At 66.5% G+C, this 17,783-nt stretch carries 15 protein-coding genes; 8 read left to right on the top strand and 7 right to left on the bottom strand.

The window, feature by feature from the left end; translation table 11 throughout:
- The first annotated feature begins 19 nt into the window (after positions 1-19).
- From L6Q67_RS05460 to L6Q67_RS05445, 4 genes are all read left to right on the top strand, one after another.
- A complete protein-coding gene (locus tag L6Q67_RS05460) occupies positions 20-1,555 on the top strand; it encodes an acyl-CoA carboxylase subunit beta (protein ID WP_296566476.1) in 1,536 nt (511 codons plus the stop codon).
- 19 nt (positions 1,556-1,574) lie between these two features.
- Positions 1,575-3,587, top strand: a complete 2,013-nt coding sequence (locus L6Q67_RS05455) for an acetyl/propionyl/methylcrotonyl-CoA carboxylase subunit alpha (RefSeq protein ID WP_296566474.1) — start codon at positions 1,575-1,577, stop codon at positions 3,585-3,587.
- A gap of 244 nt (positions 3,588-3,831) precedes the next feature.
- The gene (locus tag L6Q67_RS05450; RefSeq protein ID WP_296566470.1) at positions 3,832-4,563 is read left to right on the top strand and encodes an ABC transporter substrate-binding protein; all 732 of its coding nucleotides are present in this window, start codon (positions 3,832-3,834) and stop codon (positions 4,561-4,563) included.
- The gene (locus tag L6Q67_RS05445) at positions 4,560-5,873 is read left to right on the top strand and encodes a diguanylate cyclase (RefSeq protein WP_296566461.1); all 1,314 of its coding nucleotides are present in this window, start codon (positions 4,560-4,562) and stop codon (positions 5,871-5,873) included. Before L6Q67_RS05450 ends, L6Q67_RS05445 begins: the two co-directional genes overlap by 4 nt.
- On the opposite strand, the gene L6Q67_RS05440 is transcribed toward L6Q67_RS05445, so the two are convergent.
- From L6Q67_RS05440 to L6Q67_RS05410, 7 genes are all read right to left on the bottom strand, one after another.
- Positions 5,864-7,126: an Hsp70 family protein gene (locus L6Q67_RS05440; RefSeq protein WP_296566457.1), complete on the bottom strand. Its 1,263-nt coding sequence runs from the start codon at positions 7,124-7,126 to the stop codon at positions 5,864-5,866. The two genes, L6Q67_RS05445 and L6Q67_RS05440, sit on opposite strands and share 10 nt — an antisense overlap.
- 171 nt (positions 7,127-7,297) lie before the next feature.
- Positions 7,298-7,882, bottom strand: a complete 585-nt coding sequence (locus L6Q67_RS05435) for a FlgO family outer membrane protein (RefSeq protein ID WP_296566454.1) — start codon at positions 7,880-7,882, stop codon at positions 7,298-7,300.
- Positions 7,870-8,628 (bottom strand): hypothetical protein, encoded by a 759-nt coding sequence (locus tag L6Q67_RS05430; protein WP_296566452.1) that lies wholly within the window; start codon positions 8,626-8,628, stop codon positions 7,870-7,872. Before L6Q67_RS05430 ends, L6Q67_RS05435 begins: the two co-directional genes overlap by 13 nt.
- Positions 8,629-8,868: 240 nt before the next feature.
- Positions 8,869-9,219, bottom strand: coding sequence for a YajD family HNH nuclease (locus tag L6Q67_RS05425; RefSeq protein ID WP_296566450.1), 351 nt, complete (start codon positions 9,217-9,219; stop codon positions 8,869-8,871).
- Positions 9,216-11,345 carry an ornithine--oxo-acid transaminase gene (rocD, locus tag L6Q67_RS05420; protein ID WP_296566447.1) on the bottom strand — a complete coding sequence of 710 codons (2,130 nt, stop codon included), beginning with the start codon at positions 11,343-11,345 and terminating at the stop codon, positions 9,216-9,218. The genes L6Q67_RS05425 and rocD overlap by 4 nt, the downstream gene beginning before the upstream one ends.
- Before the next feature lie 78 nt (positions 11,346-11,423).
- Positions 11,424-12,959: a ubiquinone biosynthesis regulatory protein kinase UbiB gene (ubiB, locus tag L6Q67_RS05415; RefSeq protein WP_296566445.1), complete on the bottom strand. Its 1,536-nt coding sequence runs from the start codon at positions 12,957-12,959 to the stop codon at positions 11,424-11,426.
- A gap of 79 nt (positions 12,960-13,038) precedes the next feature.
- A complete protein-coding gene (locus L6Q67_RS05410) occupies positions 13,039-13,689 on the bottom strand; it encodes a hypothetical protein (RefSeq protein ID WP_296566442.1) in 651 nt (216 codons plus the stop codon).
- 169 nt (positions 13,690-13,858) lie between these two features.
- On the opposite strand from L6Q67_RS05410, the gene argS reads away from it, so the two are divergent.
- Genes argS through L6Q67_RS05390 form a run of 4 tightly spaced genes read left to right on the top strand, consistent with a single transcriptional unit; the run spans position 13,859 to position 17,771 of the window.
- Positions 13,859-15,592, top strand: coding sequence for an arginine--tRNA ligase (gene argS / locus L6Q67_RS05405; protein ID WP_296566440.1), 1,734 nt, complete (start codon positions 13,859-13,861; stop codon positions 15,590-15,592).
- Positions 15,593-15,610: 18 nt separating this feature from the next.
- Positions 15,611-16,327, top strand: a complete 717-nt coding sequence (locus tag L6Q67_RS05400) for an SPOR domain-containing protein (protein WP_296566437.1) — start codon at positions 15,611-15,613, stop codon at positions 16,325-16,327.
- Between the two features lie 29 nt (positions 16,328-16,356).
- Complete coding sequence (locus L6Q67_RS05395) at positions 16,357-16,995, top strand: thiol:disulfide interchange protein DsbA/DsbL (protein ID WP_296566435.1); 639 nt, start codon at positions 16,357-16,359, stop codon at positions 16,993-16,995.
- A complete protein-coding gene (locus tag L6Q67_RS05390; RefSeq protein ID WP_296566984.1) occupies positions 16,995-17,771 on the top strand; it encodes an SDR family oxidoreductase in 777 nt (258 codons plus the stop codon). The genes L6Q67_RS05395 and L6Q67_RS05390 overlap by 1 nt, the downstream gene beginning before the upstream one ends.
- Positions 17,772-17,783: the final 12 nt, after the last annotated feature.

Here is a 17,783-nt window from a genome sequence, read left to right as displayed (position 1 = left end):
CATTGACTGGAGGTTGTAAATGCACGACATCATCCACCAGCTGGAAAAGAAGCGCGAAGCGGCCCGCCTGGGTGGCGGTCAGAAGCGTATCGACAGCCAGCACAAGAAGGGCAAGCTGACGGCCCGTGAACGTATCGAGCTGCTGCTCGACCCCGATTCCTTCGAAGAATGGGACATGTTCAAGGAGCACCGTTGCGTCGATTTCGGCATGAACGAAGCCGAAAAGACCCCGGGTGACGGTGTTGTGGTCGGCTATGGCACCATCAATGGCCGCCTGGTCTTCGTGTTCTCCCAGGACTTCACCGTGTTCGGTGGCTCCCTGTCCGAGACCCACGCCGAGAAGATCTGCAAGGTCATGGATCAGGCCATGAAGGTCGGTGCCCCGGTGATCGGCCTCAACGATTCGGGCGGCGCCCGCATCCAGGAAGGCGTGGCCTCCCTCGGTGGTTACGCCGACGTGTTCCAGCGCAATGTGATGGCCTCCGGCGTTGTGCCGCAGATCTCCATGATCATGGGCCCCTGTGCCGGTGGCGCGGTGTACTCCCCGTCCATGACCGACTTCATCTTCATGGTGAAGGACTCCTCCTACATGTTCGTGACCGGTCCGGAAGTCGTGAAGACCGTGACCCACGAGGATGTGACCGCCGAGGAACTGGGCGGCGCCGTCACCCATACCAGCAAGTCCGGCGTGGCCGACCTGGCCTTCGAGAACGACGTGGAAGCGCTGTCCATGCTGCGCCGCTTCATGAACTTCCTGCCGGCCAACAACCGGGAGCAGCCGCCCGTCACGCCGACCAACGATCCGGCCGACCGCTTCGACTACTCTCTGGACACGCTGGTCCCGGACAACGCCAACAAGCCGTATGACATGAAGGAGCTGATCGTCAAGGTTGTGGACGACAGCGATTTCTTCGAGCTCCAGCCCGACTACGCCAAGAACATCATCATCGGCTTTGGTCGTATTGACGGCAGCCCGGTGGGCATCGTCGCCAACCAGCCCCTGGTGCTGGCCGGCTGCCTGGACATCAAGTCCTCGATCAAGGCCGCGCGCTTCGTGCGTTTCTGCGACGCCTTCAACATCCCGGTTGTCACGTTCGTGGACGTGCCCGGCTTCATGCCCGGCACCACCCAGGAATACGGCGGCATCATCAAGCATGGCGCCAAGCTGCTCTATGCCTACGCCGAGTGCACCGTGCCCAAGGTCACCGTGATCACCCGCAAGGCCTATGGCGGCGCGTATGACGTGATGTCCTCCAAGCACCTGCGTGGCGACGTGAACCTCGCCTGGCCGTCCGCCGAGATCGCCGTGATGGGCCCGAAGGGCGCCGTGGAGATCATCTTCCGCGAAGAAAAGAACGACCCGGCCAAGCTGGCCGAGCGCGAAGCCGAGTACAAGGCCAAGTTTGCCAATCCCTTCGTGGCCGGCGCCCGGGGCTTCATCGATGACGTGATCATGCCCCACGCCACCCGCAAGCGCATCGCCCGTTCCCTGGCCATGCTCAAGGACAAGCAGCTCGACAACCCGTGGCGCAAGCACGGCAACATTCCGCTGTGATCGCCGAGGACGCCAAGACATGTTTACCAAGATCCTGATTGCAAACCGCGGCGAGATTGCCTGCCGCGTCATCAAGACCGCCCGCAAGATGGGCATCGCCACTGTCGCCGTGTACTCCGAGGCCGACAAGGACGCCCTGTTCGTCGAGCTGGCTGACGAGGCCGTGTGCATCGGCCCGGCGGCCTCCAAGGAATCCTACCTGGTCGCCGACAAGATCATCGCTGCCTGCAAGCAGACCGGTGCTCAGGCCGTTCACCCGGGTTACGGCTTCCTGTCCGAAAACGCCGAGTTCTCCCGTCGTCTGGAAGAAGAGGGCGTCAAGTTCATCGGCCCGAAGCACTACTCCATCGCCAAGATGGGCGACAAGATCGAGTCCAAGAAGCTCGCCATCGCCGCCGGTGTGAACACCATCCCCGGCTACAACGACGCCATCGCCGGCCCGGATGAAGCCGTCGAGATCGCCAAGAAGATCGGCTACCCGGTGATGATCAAGGCTTCCGCCGGCGGCGGCGGCAAGGGCCTGCGCGTGGCCTACAATGACGCCGAAGCCCACGAAGGCTTCTCCTCCTGCGTCAATGAAGCCCGCAACTCCTTCGGCGACGACCGCGTCTTCATCGAGAAGTACGTGCTCGAGCCGCGTCACATCGAGATCCAGGTGCTGGGCGACAGCCACGGCAACTACGTGTACCTCAACGAACGTGACTGCTCGATCCAGCGCCGTCACCAGAAGGTCATCGAAGAGGCGCCGAGCCCCTTCGTGGACGCCGAGATGCGCAAGGCCATGGGCGAACAGGCCGTGGCCCTGGCCCGTGCCGTTAACTACGAATCCGCGGGTACCGTTGAATTCGTGGTGTCCGGTGCGACCAAGGAGTTCTACTTCCTCGAGATGAACACCCGTCTCCAGGTGGAGCACCCCGTCACCGAGCTGATCACCGGCCTCGACCTGGTCGAGCAGATGATCCGTGTCGCCTACGGCGAGAAGCTGCCTCTGGCCCAGGCCGACGTCAAGATCAACGGCTGGTCCATGGAATGCCGGATCAACGCCGAAGACCCGTTCCGCGGTTTCCTGCCCTCCACCGGCCGGCTGGTGAAGTTCCTGCCGCCCAAGGAGACCACCGACGACAAGGGCACCACCCGCGTCGATACCGGTGTGTACGACGGTGGCGAGATCTCCATGTTCTACGACTCGATGATCGCCAAGCTCATCGTGCACGCCCCGACCCGCGCCCAGGCCATCGACCGCATGCGTGACGCCCTCAACGGCTTCGTGATCCGTGGCATCTCCTCGAACATCCCGTTCCAGGCCGCGCTGATGCAGCACCCGGTTTTCCATTCCGGCATCTTCGATACCGGTTTCATTCCCAAGTACTACCCGACGGGTTTCGATGCGTCGATGGTGCCTCACGATGATCCGGCGCTGCTGGTTTCCGTGGCGGCCTACGTCTACCGTGCCTTCACCGACCGTTCGGCCTCGATTTCCGGCCAGCTCCAGGGCCACGAGCGCCTGGTGGGCGACCACTGGATGGTGGTGCGCCTGAACAAGGAAGGCAACGAGCACCACCCGGTGGTGGCCCGTCCGGTGGCCGGTGGCTACCACGTCGAGTACGCCGGCAAGAGCTACGAGATCAAGTCTGACTGGAAGCTGGGCGAGTCCCTGTTCAACGGCACTGTCAATGGCGAGCCCTTCACCCTGCAGGTGGAGCGCCACAAGACCAAGTACAGCCTGTTCCACTGGGGCACCCGTGCCGACTTCATGGTGATGAGCGCCCGTGCCGCTGAGCTGCTGGCTCTCATGCCCGAGAAGCTGCCGCCCGATCTGTCCAAGTTCCTGCTCTCCCCGATGCCGGGCCTCCTCCGCGAGGTGTCGGTCCAGGTGGGGCAGGACGTGAAGGCCGGTGAGAAGCTGGCCGTCATCGAAGCCATGAAGATGGAGAACATCCTCAAGGCCGAGCAGGACTGCAAGGTCAAGAAGATCACTGCCACTGCTGGCAGCAGCCTGTCGGTGGACGAGATCATCATCGAGTTCGAATAATCAGCATGGGCCGCAGCCGGGCGACTCCCGCCAGGCTGTGGCCGACAGGTTTCGTTCGATGGGGAGGGAGACTCGTCCGTGTGGCGGGTTCCTGTCGAGGGAGTGGGGTCGTCCTTGGACGGCCCTTTTTTTTTGGGGTCCCCGGGGGCGGAATGTCGGCCCGCGGCGATGGGTGCTTCACTCTGTCCGGGGGGAGGGTAAAATCGCGGAATTCGGCAGTATCTGGAATTCCGTAACGTAAAAGATGAATTTTCCCCGCTTCGTCGTGGCACTGGCGCTGCTTGCATGCTGTCTTCCCGGGCTGGCTGCAGAGAAAGCTCTGAGGGTGGCTGTGCTCAATCATTCGCCGCCCATGTCCTACACGGACGAAGCCGGGGTGCTGACGGGGTTCAATGTGGAAATCATGTATGCCCTGTGCGACGCGATGGGGGTGAAGTGCGAGCCGGTGCCCGTAACCCTTGAGCGGGTGGTGGATGCGGTGGCCGCCGGAGAGTTCGACTTTGCCGCGGTCAGCCTGCTGGCCACCCCGGAACGACGGGCCCGGGTGCTCATGAGCAAGCCCTACTACCGCTCGATCAGCGTGTGGTTTGCCCGGCCGGGTATCGCACCCGGAGAGGGGCGAGCCGGGGTCGTGCGGGGGGGCGTGCAGGCGCGCCATGCCCAGGCCCAGGGCTGGAAAGCCGTCCAGTTCGGGAGCCATGACGAGATCGCCACGGCCCTGCTGGCCAGTACGGTCGATGCAGCGCTGTTGCCCATGGCAACCGCAGTTGCCTTGCAGCAGGATCCGCGCATCAACCCGCTGGGGTTTGCCCCCACCCTCTTGAGGGATCCCCAGCTGGCCGGCGATGTATGTCTGGGTATCAACCCCCGCATGCCCGAACTGCGTGCCCGGCTCAATGACGCCATTGACCGGATCAAGCGCGATGGCCGGTTCGACCGCATCAACAGCCGGTTCATCCCCTTTCGCCTGCAGTGAGCAAGGACGACCAGCGATCGGCAGGGCGATATATCCTGGCGGCTGACGCCGTCAGGCGCTGGCCGGCGGGAACCGTACTGGCGGTGCTGGGGAGTGTTTTTGCCCTGGTCGCTCTCAGCCTGGTGCTGCTGCTGGCGGTGGATCAGCGCCTGGTGACCGATGTGGCGGTTCGCCTGCATGACGAGACGGTTCCCTGGACCCTCGAGCGCCAGCGTCTGGCGCGCAATCTGGAGGAGCTCCGTCTCGGCGGGCAGCGGGTGCTGACGGCCCCCGATGCGGCTGCCCGGAACGACGCGCTGTTCCTGGTCCGAGTCCTGGCAGCCCACCCGAGCATGGGGGAAGACCCCCGCACCGCAGCCCTGGCGGCGGAGGTGGAGGGCTTTCTCGCCCAGCCGTCGGCACAGCACCCCCGTGCAGTGGACATCAAGGCCTGGGAGGCCATCTCCGCGCGCCTGCGCCTGCTTGCCGATGATCTGTCGGTGGAGGGAGGGCAGCGGGTCAGCGCCGAGCTTGACCGGATGTCCGAAGCCGTGGAGCAGACCCGCTACAAGCTCGTCCTCAATCTGGTGCTGGTGGGGGTGTTTCTGGCCAGCGCCCTGTTCGTTCTGCGGCGCTATCTCATTCAGCCGCTGCAGCGCATTCATCGCGTGCTGAGCAGCCTGGATGCGCGGGGGCCGCTGCCTGATTTGAGCTCTGCTCCCATGGCCGAGATCCATGCGGTCGAGGAGGCCATCGTCCGTTTTCACGCCACCCTGCGGGAGAACGAAGAGGTACGGCTCAAGCTCGAGCGCCTGGCGACCACCGATGGCCTGACCGGCCTGCCCAACCGGCGCCACTTTCTCGGGCAGGCGGCCGAGGAGATGGCCAGGGCCCTGCGGTATGGCCGGCCCATCACCGTGGGTATCGCCGACCTCGATCACTTCAAGCAGGTGAATGACCGTTTTGGCCATGCGGTGGGCGACCATGTGCTGCAGCGTTTCGCCAGCCTGGTGGCCGAGACGCTCCGCCAGACCGACCGGGTCGGGCGTTACGGTGGCGAGGAGTTCGCCTTCATCTTTCCGGAAACCACACCGGCTGAGGCCCTGCGTCTGACCGGGCGTCTGCGGCAGCGGCTGGCCGAGACGCCTCCGCGCCTGCCCGATGGCAGCGCCCTGCCGGTGACGGTCAGTTTTGGCCTCGCTGATGCGACCGGGCGTGATCTGGAGGGGAGCCTGGCCCAGGCGGACGTTGCTCTTTACCAGGCCAAGGGCGGTGGGCGTGACCGCTGCGTGCTGGCCTCACCAGACAGCGGCTCGGCACCTCAGCCGTAGCGGCGGGCGGCTTCCACGGCCAGTCCGGCCCCGATGCTGCCGAACAGATCGCCTTCGACACTGCGCGCCTGGGGCAGCTCGGCCGCGATGCGGGCCCGGAGCTGCGGCACGCCGCTGGCACCGCCGGTGAAATAGAGCGTATCCACCCGGTCCCGCGCCACCCCGGCCTGGTCCAGCAGGCTGCCTACCGTCGCGGCAACACGCTCCACCAGGTTGCGGGTTGCCAGGGTAAAGTCGTCCCGGGTGATGCTGTGGGTGAGCCCCGCTTCCAGCCGGTCGAGGTGGAGCAGGGTGTCATCCGTGGCGGACAGGTCGATCTTGGCCTGCTCGACCTGCAGCGCCAGCCAGTGCCCTTCGCGCTGGCCGATCAGGCGGGCCAGGCGATCCAGCTCCCGGCGGGCTGCCGCATCCCGGTAGATGTGCTGAAAATCGGCGAAGGCCTGGCGGGTATAGGCGAAATTGATGGTGTGCCAGGTGGCGAGCTGGAAGAACAGATTCGAGGGGATTTCCGCGCCGCTCTTCATCAGGCCCCGGTAGCCCAGCAGGGGCATCACGCACTCCAGGCTCAGGGCCCGGTCGAAATCCGTACCACCTACGTGGAGGCCGGCGTTGCCGAGCAGATCCTCGCGGCGGTCCACCCGCCGAGCCCGTTCGGGAGACAGGCGCACCAGCGAGAAGTCGGCCGTGCCGCCGCCGATGTCGGCGATCAGCACCAGCTCTTCCCGGTTGAGGCCGGCCTCATAGTGGAGCGCGGCACCGATGGGTTCAAACTGGAAACTGACGTCCTTGAAGCCCACCTGCCGGGCAATCGCCTCCAGGGTGTCCTGAGCCCGCCGATCAGCCGTCTCGTTGTCGTCAACAAAATGCACCGGACGGCCGAAGACCGCCTGATCGAAACTGCGCCCGGCCTGGGCTTCGGCGCGGGTCTTCAGCTCACCGATGAAGCTGGCCAGCAGGTCCTTGAAGGGCAGTGCGCGGCCGCCCACCTCGGTGCTCCCATCCATCAGGCTGCTGCCGAGCAGGCTCTTCAGTGCCCGCATCAGGCGGCCTTCATAGCCTTCCAGGTACTCCGCAAGTGCGTCCCGGCCGAAGTGGGTGCTCTCTTCGTCGGCGTTGAAGAACACCGCGGAGGGCAGGGTCGGCTTGTCGGCCTCCAGGGTCAGCAGGGTGGGTGAACCCGGGCGCAGCCAGCCCACGGTGGAGTTGGACGTGCCGAAGTCGATACCGCAGGCGCGGGCGGGGGTGGTGCTCATGGATGATGCAGAAAATGGCGGGGGGCGAATGCTACGCCGGATCCGGGTGTTTGCGGTGAAGTCCGGCGGCTGAATCGACGGCCGTACCCGGCCGGGCCGGTTTGGCAACGCAAAGGGGGCGCCATTACGACGCCCCCTCGGGTGAGCTGCACCGGCAAGGACCCGGCGGGCTCAGCGTTTGCGGATCAGGCTGTGGATCTGCTTGTCCAGCGGCAGCGCGTAGTCGTAGGCGGCGAGGATCACGCTGGTGGAAGGATTCACCACCTTGAGATTCACATGGACCATCGTCGAACTCTCGGCATAGGTGCCGACGATGACGGCCTGTGCATTGTGGGTGGAGGCAACCTCCTTGATCTCCCGCGTCAGCAGCAGCTCGCCTTCGTTGCGTTTCATGTACACGCCATTGCGCACCTTGAGCTCAAGCACGCCGTAGCCCAGCTGGGACATGCGCGAGGCTACCTGCTCGGAAATCAGGCGCCCCAGGGTGGAGGACTGCTCGAGCTGATCGATGTTGACCAGGGTGGCGACGATGAAGGGAGCGCCCGTTCCGCCCTCGAAGTTGTTGCTCGACACCGCAGGGGCGGCGGGATAGCGCTTCATCAGCTCGCCGACGGCAGTGTAGTTGGCGGCGTTGAAGGCGTTGTTCTGGGCCTGCTCGTAGGTCGGCTCGCTCAGCGGGCTGAGCTTGGGCGTGGTTTCGCAGGCGCTCAGCACAAGGCCGGCTGCAGCCAGTGCGGCAAACATCAGCGGACGCATAGCTTGCTCCTCTCGCCACAGTCACCCATGACCGGAATGCTCACGGCCCGGGCCGGCTTTTGCCAGTACAGCTCGCTGTCCTCGTCGGTGGCGTAGTAGATGTTGGTGCGCCGGCTGACCAGGCGGGTGTTGTCGGCCACTGCGGCGGTCAGGATGATCTCCGAACGCGGCACGGGGCCGGAGGCGTACTGGCCGCGGCCCATGGCTTCCTGGGACAGCCAGGCAAAACCCTCGATGCCTGCGACTGCGGACAGCACCTTGACCCCCGCCGAGATGCCGGCGTTGGGCGAGATGTCGGACGCGGCCACGGCGCCGATGGCCCACAGGCCGGCGGTCAGGGCGGTGGCATCGCCGTAGTAGTAGGTGTTCTGGGCCCGGTCGGGGCGGAAACGGTAGATGGAGTAGCGCACATCCACGGTCAGGGCATTGCGGGCATCGGTGCTGACCGGGAGGCCCTGGGCCACCAGGGCGGTGGTCAGCAGTTCGCGGAAGCCGTCGACGAAGGCCTGTTCGCCGCCCGGATTCGGAACATGGATGGCGCGGCCACCCAGCTTGTCGCGCAGGTCGGTGGCGAGCTGGCTGGCGAAGTGATCGGCGATCTTGCGCCAGTGTTCGGCGGCCTGGAGTTTGTCCTGCTTCGAGTTTTCGAAGCGGGTCGGGGCGGGGACGTCCGCATAGCGCGGAGCGCAGCCGATCATCATGCCGGCAAGAGCAATGGCGATGCCGGACGTTGCAAGTTTATTCACGACAACCCTCTCAAAACGCTCGCTCTAAAAGGGAGCTGTTTTCGATGAGCACGCAGGACGGATCGATGACGATGCGGTGTCCCGTGGCTTTCCGTTTGAATGTGGAAAATGTTCCGGCCCTTGGGCGGGGATGTTTTCCACGCGTGGGAGCTTAGCACCGGAATACCGGGATGGGGTGGCTTGCGGGCAGGAATCTGCCATTGCGCAGGGCATATCCACCGCACCGGCGCCCCGGCGTGCTCAGTTCTTCTTGAGCAGGGCGCCCAGCCCGGAAAACGGGGAGTGGGTGGCGGCCTTGCCGGGCTGCTTGGCTGCGACCTGGCCCTGGGTGGCTTCCAGTTGCCGCTGGTGCTCGTTGTCGTGGCAGTAGAGGCACAGGAGCTCCCAGTTGCTGCCGTCGGGCGGGTTGTTGTCGTGGTTGTGGTCGCGGTGATGGACGGTGAGTTCGCGCAGGTTGGTGGTGGTGAACTCCCGGGCGCAGCGGCCGCAGATCCAGGGGTAGAGCTTGAGGGCCCTTTCCCGGTAGCCTTCGGCGCGCTTGTCGGCGGCGCGGCGGGCCTCGGCGACGAGGCGGTCGAGTTTGTCGGTCATGGGGTATCTCCGGGGAAGCGACGGGCGAGGTCGGCGAGGGCGTCTTCGATGGTGCTGGCCGCCCACTCGAGTTCGGCCTCGGTGACGATGAGGGGGGGCGCAAAACGCAGCACCTTCTCGTGGGTGTCCTTGGTCATCAGGCCGCGGGCCAGCATCCATTCGGCTGCCACCCGGGCCGCCACGCGACGGGTGTCGAGTTCCAGGCCGATCATCAGGCCGCGTCCGCGGACTTCGCGGATCAGCGGGTTGTCGATGGCCTGCAGACGCGCCAGGAAGCGGGCGCCGAGGGTGGCGGAGCGTTCGGCCAGTTTGTCTTCGGCGAGCACGGCCAGGGCTTCGGCGGCGACGGCGCCGGCGAGGGGGTTGCCACCGAAGGTCGAGCCGTGGTCGCCGGGCTGGAAGACCTGCATCAGGGGGTCGTCGGCCAGAAAGGCAGCCACCGGCAGCAGGCCGCCGCCGAGGGCCTTGCCCAGGATCACGCCGTCGGGGCGCACGTCTTCATGCTGGCAGGCGAGCAGCCGGCCAGTCCGGCCGAGGCCGGTCTGCACCTCGTCGGCGATCAGCAGGACCCGGTTGGCGCGGCAGATCTCGGCACAGCGGGCCAGCCAGCCGGGCGGCGGGATGACGATTCCGCCTTCGCCCTGGATGGGCTCGAACAGGAAGGCGGCTGTGTGCGGCGTGATGGTGGCGGCCAGGGCGTCGGCGTCGCCGAAGGGAATGCTGCGGAAGCCGGGGGTCAGGGGGCCGAAGCCGTCCCGGTACTGGGCCTCGCTGGAGAAGCTGATGATGGTGGTGGAGCGACCGTGGAAGTTGTTGTCGCAGACGATGATTTCGGCCCGGCCGTCGGGCACGCCCTTGATGGTGTGGGCCCACTTGCGGGCGGCCTTGAGGGCGGTTTCGACGGCTTCGAGGCCGGTGTTCACGGGCAGGGCCCGGTCGTAGCCGAGCAGGGCCGACAGGCGCTCGAGCATCAGGGGCAGGCGGTCGTTGGAATAGGCGCGGGAGGTGAGTGCCAGGCGCCCGGCCTGGTCCACCAGGGCCTGCACCAGGCGCGGATGGCTGTGGCCGAAGCTGACCGCCGAGTAGGCGCTCATCATGTCCAGGTAGCGGCGCCCCTCCACGTCCCACAGCCAGGCGCCCTGGCCGCGGGTGAAGACCACCGGCAGCGGCGCGTAGTTGTGGGCGCCGAAGGTGTCTTCGCGCTGGCGCAGGTTGGCGGTGGTCGGGCCGAGGGCCGCCGCGGCGAGTTCGGTGACCCAGCGCGCGCCGCTGCCATCACGATCGCGTTCGGGGACGTACTCGACGATTTCCAGCGCCATCAGGTCGGCGCAGCTGCGCAGGCCGTGAAGGTTGTCCACCAGCGTCTGGGGATCGAGCCCGTCCGGCACCAGGCAGGTGGTGGCGGGAAGGGCGGCGCAGTCCATGGAGTCGAGATCCACCGACACGCCGAAGCCGGCGGTGCCCTGACGGGCGATGCTCATGGCCTCGCACAGGACCGCCGGCAGGCCGCGTTTCTTCACCTCGGCCATGGTGAAAATCTTCACGCCCAGCCGGTTGAGCAGGGCCTTCTCTTCGGGCTCCCAGGAGCGGGCGCCGACGATGGCCAGATGGGCCGGGTCGAGGTGGGGGCCGGGCAGCCCGGTCAGGCTCTCGTCACCAATACCGAGCAGCGCCGCCAGGGGCATGCCGTGGATGTTGCCGCTGTGGGTGCTCTGGTCGGTGTGGGCGTCCAGGTGGGCGTCGATCCAGATCAGGCCGAGCTTGCCCCGGGGCGCCAGGGCGCGGGCGACGCCGCGCCAGGTGCCGGCACCGATGGCGTGATCGCCGCCAAGGACAAGGGGAATGGCGTCGTCCTCGCAGATGCCGGCCACTTCATCGGCCAGGTCGTGGAGCATGGCGCTCACCGTGCCGAGGCGTTCCTGCAGGGGGGCCTGGGGCGGCTTGGGGGCCGAGGGTTCCATCAGTTTCTGCCAGCGGGCGGGGATGCCGCGTTGGCGCAGTTGGGCGTCGAAGCCCAGATCCTTGAGGGCGCGGGGCCCTGCGGCGGGGCCGAAGATGGGGGCGCCGAGGCAGGAGCCCACGCCGACGATGCGGACCGGGCGGGGGGGCGCGAGCGGGGCGGGCATGATCTTCCTTCGGTGACAGGTCGGGGGGCCGGGAGTGGCGCCCTTACGCCCGTTGGAGCGGGGGATGTCGCCCTTTGTTCAGTGCAGCCAGTGCCAGGCCTCGAGTGCCGCGAGGCCGGTGAGAAGGAATGCACAGGCGATCAGCCAGGCCCGGGTGCGCCGGCTCTCGGTGGCCAGGCGCGCCAGCTCGGCCCGGGTGCCGTCGTCCCGGGGGGCGGCCAGGGCTTGATGGATCAGGCGTGGCAACTGGGGCAGGGTGGCTGCCCAGGCGGGTGCCTCGTCGGCGGAGTGGCGCAGCAGGGCGCGCCAGCCGATCTGGTCGTTCATCCAGCGTTCGAGGAAGGGTTTGGCGGTTTTCCACAGGTCGAGGTCCGGGTCCAGCTGGCGGCCGAGGCCCTCGATGTTGAGCAGGGTTTTTTGCAGCAGTACGAGCTGGGGCTGGACTTCCATCTCGAAGCGCCGGGCGGTCTGGAACAGGCGCAGCAGGGTCTTGCCGAAGGAGATGTCTTTGAGCGGGCGGTCGAAGATGGGTTCGCAGACGGCGCGGATGGCGCCCTCGAACTCGTCTACCCGGGTGTGTGCTGGAACCCAGCCGGCCTCGATGTGGGCCAGGGCCACGCGCCGGTAGTCGCGCTGGAAGAAGGCCAGGAAGTTGGTGGCCAGGTATTTCTTGTCGGAGTCGTTGAGGCTGCCGATGATGCCGAAGTCGAGGGCGATGTAGCGCCCGCGGGTGGGGCCGTCGGTGGCCACGAAGATGTTGCCGGGGTGCATGTCGGCATGGAAGAAGCCGTCGCGGAACACCTGGGTGAAGAAGATCTCCACGCCGGCCCGGGACAGGGCCTTGAGATCGATGCCGTGGGCCTTGAGGGCATCGAGCTGGGAGATGGGCACGCCCTTCATGCGCTCCATCACCATCACGTTGGTGGTGCAGAAGTCCCAGTGCACCTCGGGGACCACCAGCAGCTCGGAGTCCTTGAAGTTGCGCCGCAGCTGGGAGCAGTTGGCGGCCTCGCGCATCAGATCGAGCTCGTCGCGCAGGTACTTGGAGAACTCGGCCACCACTTCCCGGGGCTTCAGGCGGCGGCCTTCGGGCCACAGTTTCTCGAGCACCGTGGCGGCCACGTCAAGCAGGGCCAGGTCGTGGGCGATGACCGGAGCGATGCCCGGGCGCAGGATCTTGACCGCCACCTCGGTGCCGTCGGGCAGCTGCGCGAAGTGCACCTGGGCGATGGAGGCCGAGGCGATGGGCTCCCGGTCGAAGCGGGCGAATACCGCGTCGGCGGGCTTGCCATAGGCTTCCTGAAGCTGGGCCAGGGCCTCGGCGCTGGTGAAAGGCGGCACGCGGTCCTGCAGGCGGGCCAGCTCTTCGGCAATGGCGGGCGGCAGCAGGTCGCGGCGGGTGGACAGCATCTGCCCGAACTTGACGAAGATCGGGCCGAGGGATTCCAGGGCCTGACGCAGGCGGGCACCCGAGGGCTCGTCAAAGGTCCGGCGAAAGCGGGTCAGCCTCGCCAGCCAGGCCAGCCGGCCGGACGGCTCGTTGGAGAGAATCATCTGGTCGAGCCCGTATTTCAGGCTGACGGAAATGATCTTGACGAGTCGGAAGAGGCGCACGGCAGATGGCGATGAGGAAAACGCGGATTGTGCCCGGAAAGCCAGGGCGCGCAAAGCCGGCGCGCCGGAGCGCCCGGGCTCAGGGGCGGCGCTTGGAGCGTGGGGCCGGTGGGGGTGGGGGGGCAGGGGCGGCGATCTCTGTGCCTGGCTGAACCTGCTCCACGAGCCAGCGGACGGCCAGGCGGATTTCCTTCCCGATGTTCTCGTCGCCGCCGGTGGATCCGGGGTCGAACTGGGGCAGGCCGGTGGCGTCGATGCTGAAGGCCGGCAGACGCCATTCGCGTTCGACCACGAACAGGTGTTCGCCGTCGAGGACGGCCTTCTGGGCCACCACGTAACCATAGCTGCGGGAGGCGAAGCGGGCGCAGTAGACCGTCAGGGCTGCAGACGGGAGTCCGTCCCGTTCGGAGGCGAACAGGCCACTGGTGGTCAGCTCGCTGCAATGGGCGCGCAGGCCGGCCGAAACGTGGGCCAGGTAGGTCTCCGGGTTGAGGTTCTGGGAGGCCATGCGCTGCACGACGATGCGGTCCCGGTAGTCTTCGATGCCCTGGCCGCGGGGGATGTATTCCTCGTGGCGGATGCCGTTGCCTTCGCGCAGATCGACGATGCGCCAGGGGTGGCCGGCAGGCAGGGGGAGAGGCCAGTGCAGGGTCGGGGATTCAGCGCTGACCGGCAGGCTGACCAGGACGCCTAGGGCAAGTGCGACGGCATGCAGGGGGCGAATGCTCACGGTTTGCTCGGGACTCGGTTGGTGGCCGGGGGCTCCACGGTCGGTAGATTAGGGCAGGCCACCTGATTTTGTCATGTCCGTTGTACTTTGTTACGGCCAAAAGCCTGCCTTCCCGCCGGTTTGCCCGGCGCTTGGCTATAATCCTGTGCTTTTAGTCGCAGTATTCCCCATGAGCGCCGATTCCAAGACCCAGCTTGCCGACCTCCTCCGTGCCGCCCTTCTCAGCGTGGCGCCCGAGCAGGCGGAAACTCCGATCAACCTGGAGCGTCCGAAGCAGGCCGGGCACGGAGACTTCGCAAGCAATCTGGCGCTGCAACTGGCCAAGCCCCTGAAGCGCAATCCGCGTGAGCTGGCCAACCTGCTGCTGGCCGAACTGCCTGCCTCGGGCCTGATTGCCAAGGCCGAAGTGGCCGGTGCCGGCTTCATCAATTTCACCCTGGTGGCTGACGCCAAGACTGCCGTTGTCGGCGCCGTGCTGGCCGCCGGCGAGGCCTATGGCCGGGGCGTCAAGACGGGCGTCCGGGTGCAGGTGGAGTACGTCTCCGCCAATCCTACCGGGCCGCTCCACGTCGGCCACGGGCGCGGCGCTGCCTATGGTGCGTCCTTGTCCGATGTGCTCGACTTTGCCGGCTTTGAGGTGACCCGCGAGTACTACATCAATGACGCCGGCCGGCAGATGGACATCCTGGCCCTGTCCACCTGGCTGCGTTATCTCGACCTCTTCGGCATCGCCATTCCCTTCCCGCCCAACGCCTACCAGGGCGATTACGTGAAGGACATGGCCGCCCAGATCAAGGAAGGCCATGCCGACCGCTTTGCCAAGGTCAGTGCGGCCGATGTGCTGGCCGGTGCACCGGGCGTCGAGGCCGACAAGGAAGGTCACCTGGACGCCCTGATCGCCAATGCCAAGAACCTCCTTGGCTCCGACTACGCCTGGGTGCACGGCTTTGCGCTGACCGAGCAGCTCGGCGATGGTCGTGAAGACCTCGGCGAGTTCGGCGTCACTTTCGACAAGTGGTTCTCCGAGCGCTCCCTGTTCGATACCGGTCTCGTCGAAAAGGCGGTCACCGCCCTCGAAGCCGCCGGGCACATCTACGTGCAGGACGGCGCCAAGTGGTTCCGCTCGACGGCCTTCGGTGACGAGAAGGACCGTGTCGTGCAACGCGAGAACGGCCTGTTCACCTATTTCGCCTCCGACATCGCCTACCACGCCAACAAGTACGAGCGGGGTTTCGACCGCATCATCGACATCTGGGGCGCCGACCACCACGGCTACATCCCCCGCGTGAAGGGCGCCCTCGAAGCCCTCGGTCTGCCGCCCGGGAAGCTCGACGTGGCGCTGGTGCAGTTTGCCGTGTTGTATCGCGACGGGCAGAAGGCCGCCATGTCCACCCGCTCCGGCGAGTTCGTGACCCTGCGCGAGCTGCGCAAGGAGGTCGGCAACGACGCCTGCCGCTTCTTCTACGTGCTGCGCAAGGCGGACCAGCACCTCGATTTCGACCTCGACCTGGCCAAGAGCCAGAGCAACGAGAACCCGGTGTATTACATCCAGTACGCCCACGCCCGCCTGTGCTCGGTGCTCAACCAGTGGAACGGCGTGCTGGCCGACCTGGCCGAGGCCGATCTGGCGCGCCTCGACAACGAGCGCGAACTGGCCCTGTGCGCCCGCCTCACCGCCTTCCCGGAGGTCGTCCAGAGTGCCGCGGCCGATTACGCGCCGCACCAGATCGCCTTCTACCTCAAGGATCTGGCCGGCGAGTTCCATAGCTACTACAACGCCGAGCGCATGCTGGTGGACGATGAAGGCCTCAAGCTTGCCCGCCTGGCCCTGGCCGCTGCCGTGCGTCACGTCATCCGCAATGGCCTGCGGCTGCTGGGGGTTTCCGCTCCCGATTCCATGTAATTCCCGGACCCGTCGTTCATGAGTCGCGATCTCAAGCCACGCCTGCAGACCAAGAAGCCCAAATCGGGCAGCCGCGGCAGTACCCTGGTCGGCATCTTTGTCGGCCTGATTCTCGGCGCGCTGGTGGCGGCGGGGATTGCGCTGTATTTCACGGCGGCGTCCCCCTTCCAGAAGCCGAAGCAGGAGGAGCGGCCGGTTCCGCCGCCGCCGCCCAAGCCCCAGGGCGGCGAGCCCATTGCCCTGCCCGGCAAGGCTGGCGACAAGCCGGTGGAAAAACCCCGTTTCGATTTCTACAACGTCTTGCCCAAGGGCTCCGATGCCCTGCCGGCCCCGACCAAGCCCGAGGAGACGACGGAAGTCGTCAAGCCGCCGGTCAAGCCCGAAAAGACCGACAAGGCAGACGGCAAGCCCGATGACGCGGAGCGGGCCAAGGCCGAAGCGGCCCTGCTCGACAAGCCGGCCGTCCCCGAGCGCTTCTTCCTCCAGGCCGGCTCCTTCGAAGATCCGTCCGAGGCCGACAACCTGAAGGCGCGTCTTGCGTTGATGGGTGTGGAGGCCAGCGTGCAGAAGGTGGAGCTGCCGGAAAAGGGTACGGTGCACCGGGTGCGTGTTGGCCCCTACCTGGGGCAGGAAGAGATGAACCGGGCCCGGCAGCAGCTGTCGTCCAGCGGCATCAACGCGGCCATCATCAAGATCAAGCCGAAGGAACCAAAGCCGGCCACCGCCGCTCAATGAGTCCTTTGGCCGAACCAGGAGAAACCGTAATGCAGCGTCGTGATGTCCTCAAGCAACTGTCTGCCCTTGCCGCCCTCGGCAGCCTTGGTCTGCCCGCCGGTGCCCAGGGGGGTGGGTTCGAGGCGATCAATCCTCCCCAGCCCACGGAGACCAAGGGCAAGGTCGAGGTGCTCGAGTTTTTCCATTACGGCTGCCCCCACTGCAAGGCCTTTGATCCCCTACTGGAGCTGTGGGTCAAGAAGCTGCCGGCCGATGTGATCTTCCGCCAGGTGCCTGTCACCTGGGGCAGTCCGCAACTGGCCGGCCTGGCCAAGCTGCATCTCACGCTGGCGGCTACCGGCGACCTGGCGCGGCTGCATCCGCAGGTCTTCGATGCGGTCCAGACGGACAAGCTGCCCCTCAACACCGAGGCCGCTGCCCAGGAGTGGGCGGTAAAGAAGGGGGTCGACAGCAAGAAGTTTGCCGATGCCTACCGCTCCTTCGGCGTGCAGGTCGGCATGCAGCGCATCGAGAAGCTCGGCCGCGACTATAAGATCCAGGGCGTGCCGACCCTGGCGGTGGATGGCAAGTACTTCACCTCGGGGTCCATTGCCGGCTCCCACGAAGCTGCGTTGAAGGTGGCCGATCAGCTGATCGCCCGGGCGCGCGGCGAACAGGGTCGCAAGTAATCACGCATCCTGCCTCTCGTGTCTTCATAACCGGTGCCTCCAGCGGCATCGGTGAAGCCCTGGCGCGCCACTATGCTGCCCGGGGCGCGAGCCTGGGGTTGGTCGGCCGGCGCGTTGCGACCCTTGAGGCACTGGTGGCCAGCCTGCCGGGAAAGCACGCCGTGTATGGGCTGGACGTCGCTGATCCGGTGGCGTTGGGCGGCGCCGCGGCCGACTTCATGGCCCGCTTCGGGCTGCCCGATGTGGTGATCGCCAACGCCGGGGTGTCGGTGGGCACCCTGACCGAGATGGTCGATGATCTGGCGGCTTTCGAGCGGGTCCTGCGGACCAACGTGCTGGGCATGGTGGCCACCTTCCAGCCCTTTGTGGCGCCCCTGCGTGCCGCGGGGCAGGGCCGACTGGTGGGGATCGCGTCTGTTGCCGGCATCCGTGGCCTGCCCGGCGCGGGGGCCTACAGCGCGTCCAAGGCGGCCGTGATCGCCTACCTGGAAAGCCTGCGGGTCGAGCTCCATGGCACGGGTGTCAGGGTGGTGACCATCGCGCCGGGCTACATCGAGACGCCGATGACGGCGGTCAATTCCTACCCCATGCCTTTTCTGATACCTGCGGATCAGGCCGCGGCGCGCTTCGCCGGGGCCATCGAGGCCGGTGTCAGCTACACGGTGATTCCCTGGCAGATGGGTTGGGTCGCCAAGCTGTTGCGCCTGTTGCCCAACCCCGTATTCGACCGACTCTTTGCCCGGGCCGGGCGCAAGCCCCGCGGCTTGCCCCTGTAGCCTGCTTGCGGG

Source organism: Zoogloea sp., from assembly GCF_023150065.1.
Taxonomy (GTDB): domain Bacteria; phylum Pseudomonadota; class Gammaproteobacteria; order Burkholderiales; family Rhodocyclaceae; genus Zoogloea.
Note: the sequence above shows the minus strand (reverse complement) of the source record. Positions and strands in the feature narration are given on the sequence as shown.

Coding starts and splice junctions, on each gene's coding strand:
- L6Q67_RS05455 (WP_296566474.1), top strand. CDS start 1,575: ATGTTTACCAAGATCCTGATTGCAAACCGCGGCGAGATTGCCTGCCGC.
- rocD (WP_296566447.1), bottom strand. CDS start 11,345: ATGCCCGCCCCGCTCGCGCCCCCCCGCCCGGTCCGCATCGTCGGCGTG.
- L6Q67_RS05425 (WP_296566450.1), bottom strand. CDS start 9,219: ATGACCGACAAACTCGACCGCCTCGTCGCCGAGGCCCGCCGCGCCGCC.
- L6Q67_RS05450 (WP_296566470.1), top strand. CDS start 3,832: ATGAATTTTCCCCGCTTCGTCGTGGCACTGGCGCTGCTTGCATGCTGT.
- L6Q67_RS05395 (WP_296566435.1), top strand. CDS start 16,357: ATGCAGCGTCGTGATGTCCTCAAGCAACTGTCTGCCCTTGCCGCCCTC.
- argS (WP_296566440.1), top strand. CDS start 13,859: ATGAGCGCCGATTCCAAGACCCAGCTTGCCGACCTCCTCCGTGCCGCC.
- L6Q67_RS05435 (WP_296566454.1), bottom strand. CDS start 7,882: ATGCGTCCGCTGATGTTTGCCGCACTGGCTGCAGCCGGCCTTGTGCTG.
- L6Q67_RS05460 (WP_296566476.1), top strand. CDS start 20: ATGCACGACATCATCCACCAGCTGGAAAAGAAGCGCGAAGCGGCCCGC.
- L6Q67_RS05400 (WP_296566437.1), top strand. CDS start 15,611: ATGAGTCGCGATCTCAAGCCACGCCTGCAGACCAAGAAGCCCAAATCG.
- L6Q67_RS05440 (WP_296566457.1), bottom strand. CDS start 7,126: ATGAGCACCACCCCCGCCCGCGCCTGCGGTATCGACTTCGGCACGTCC.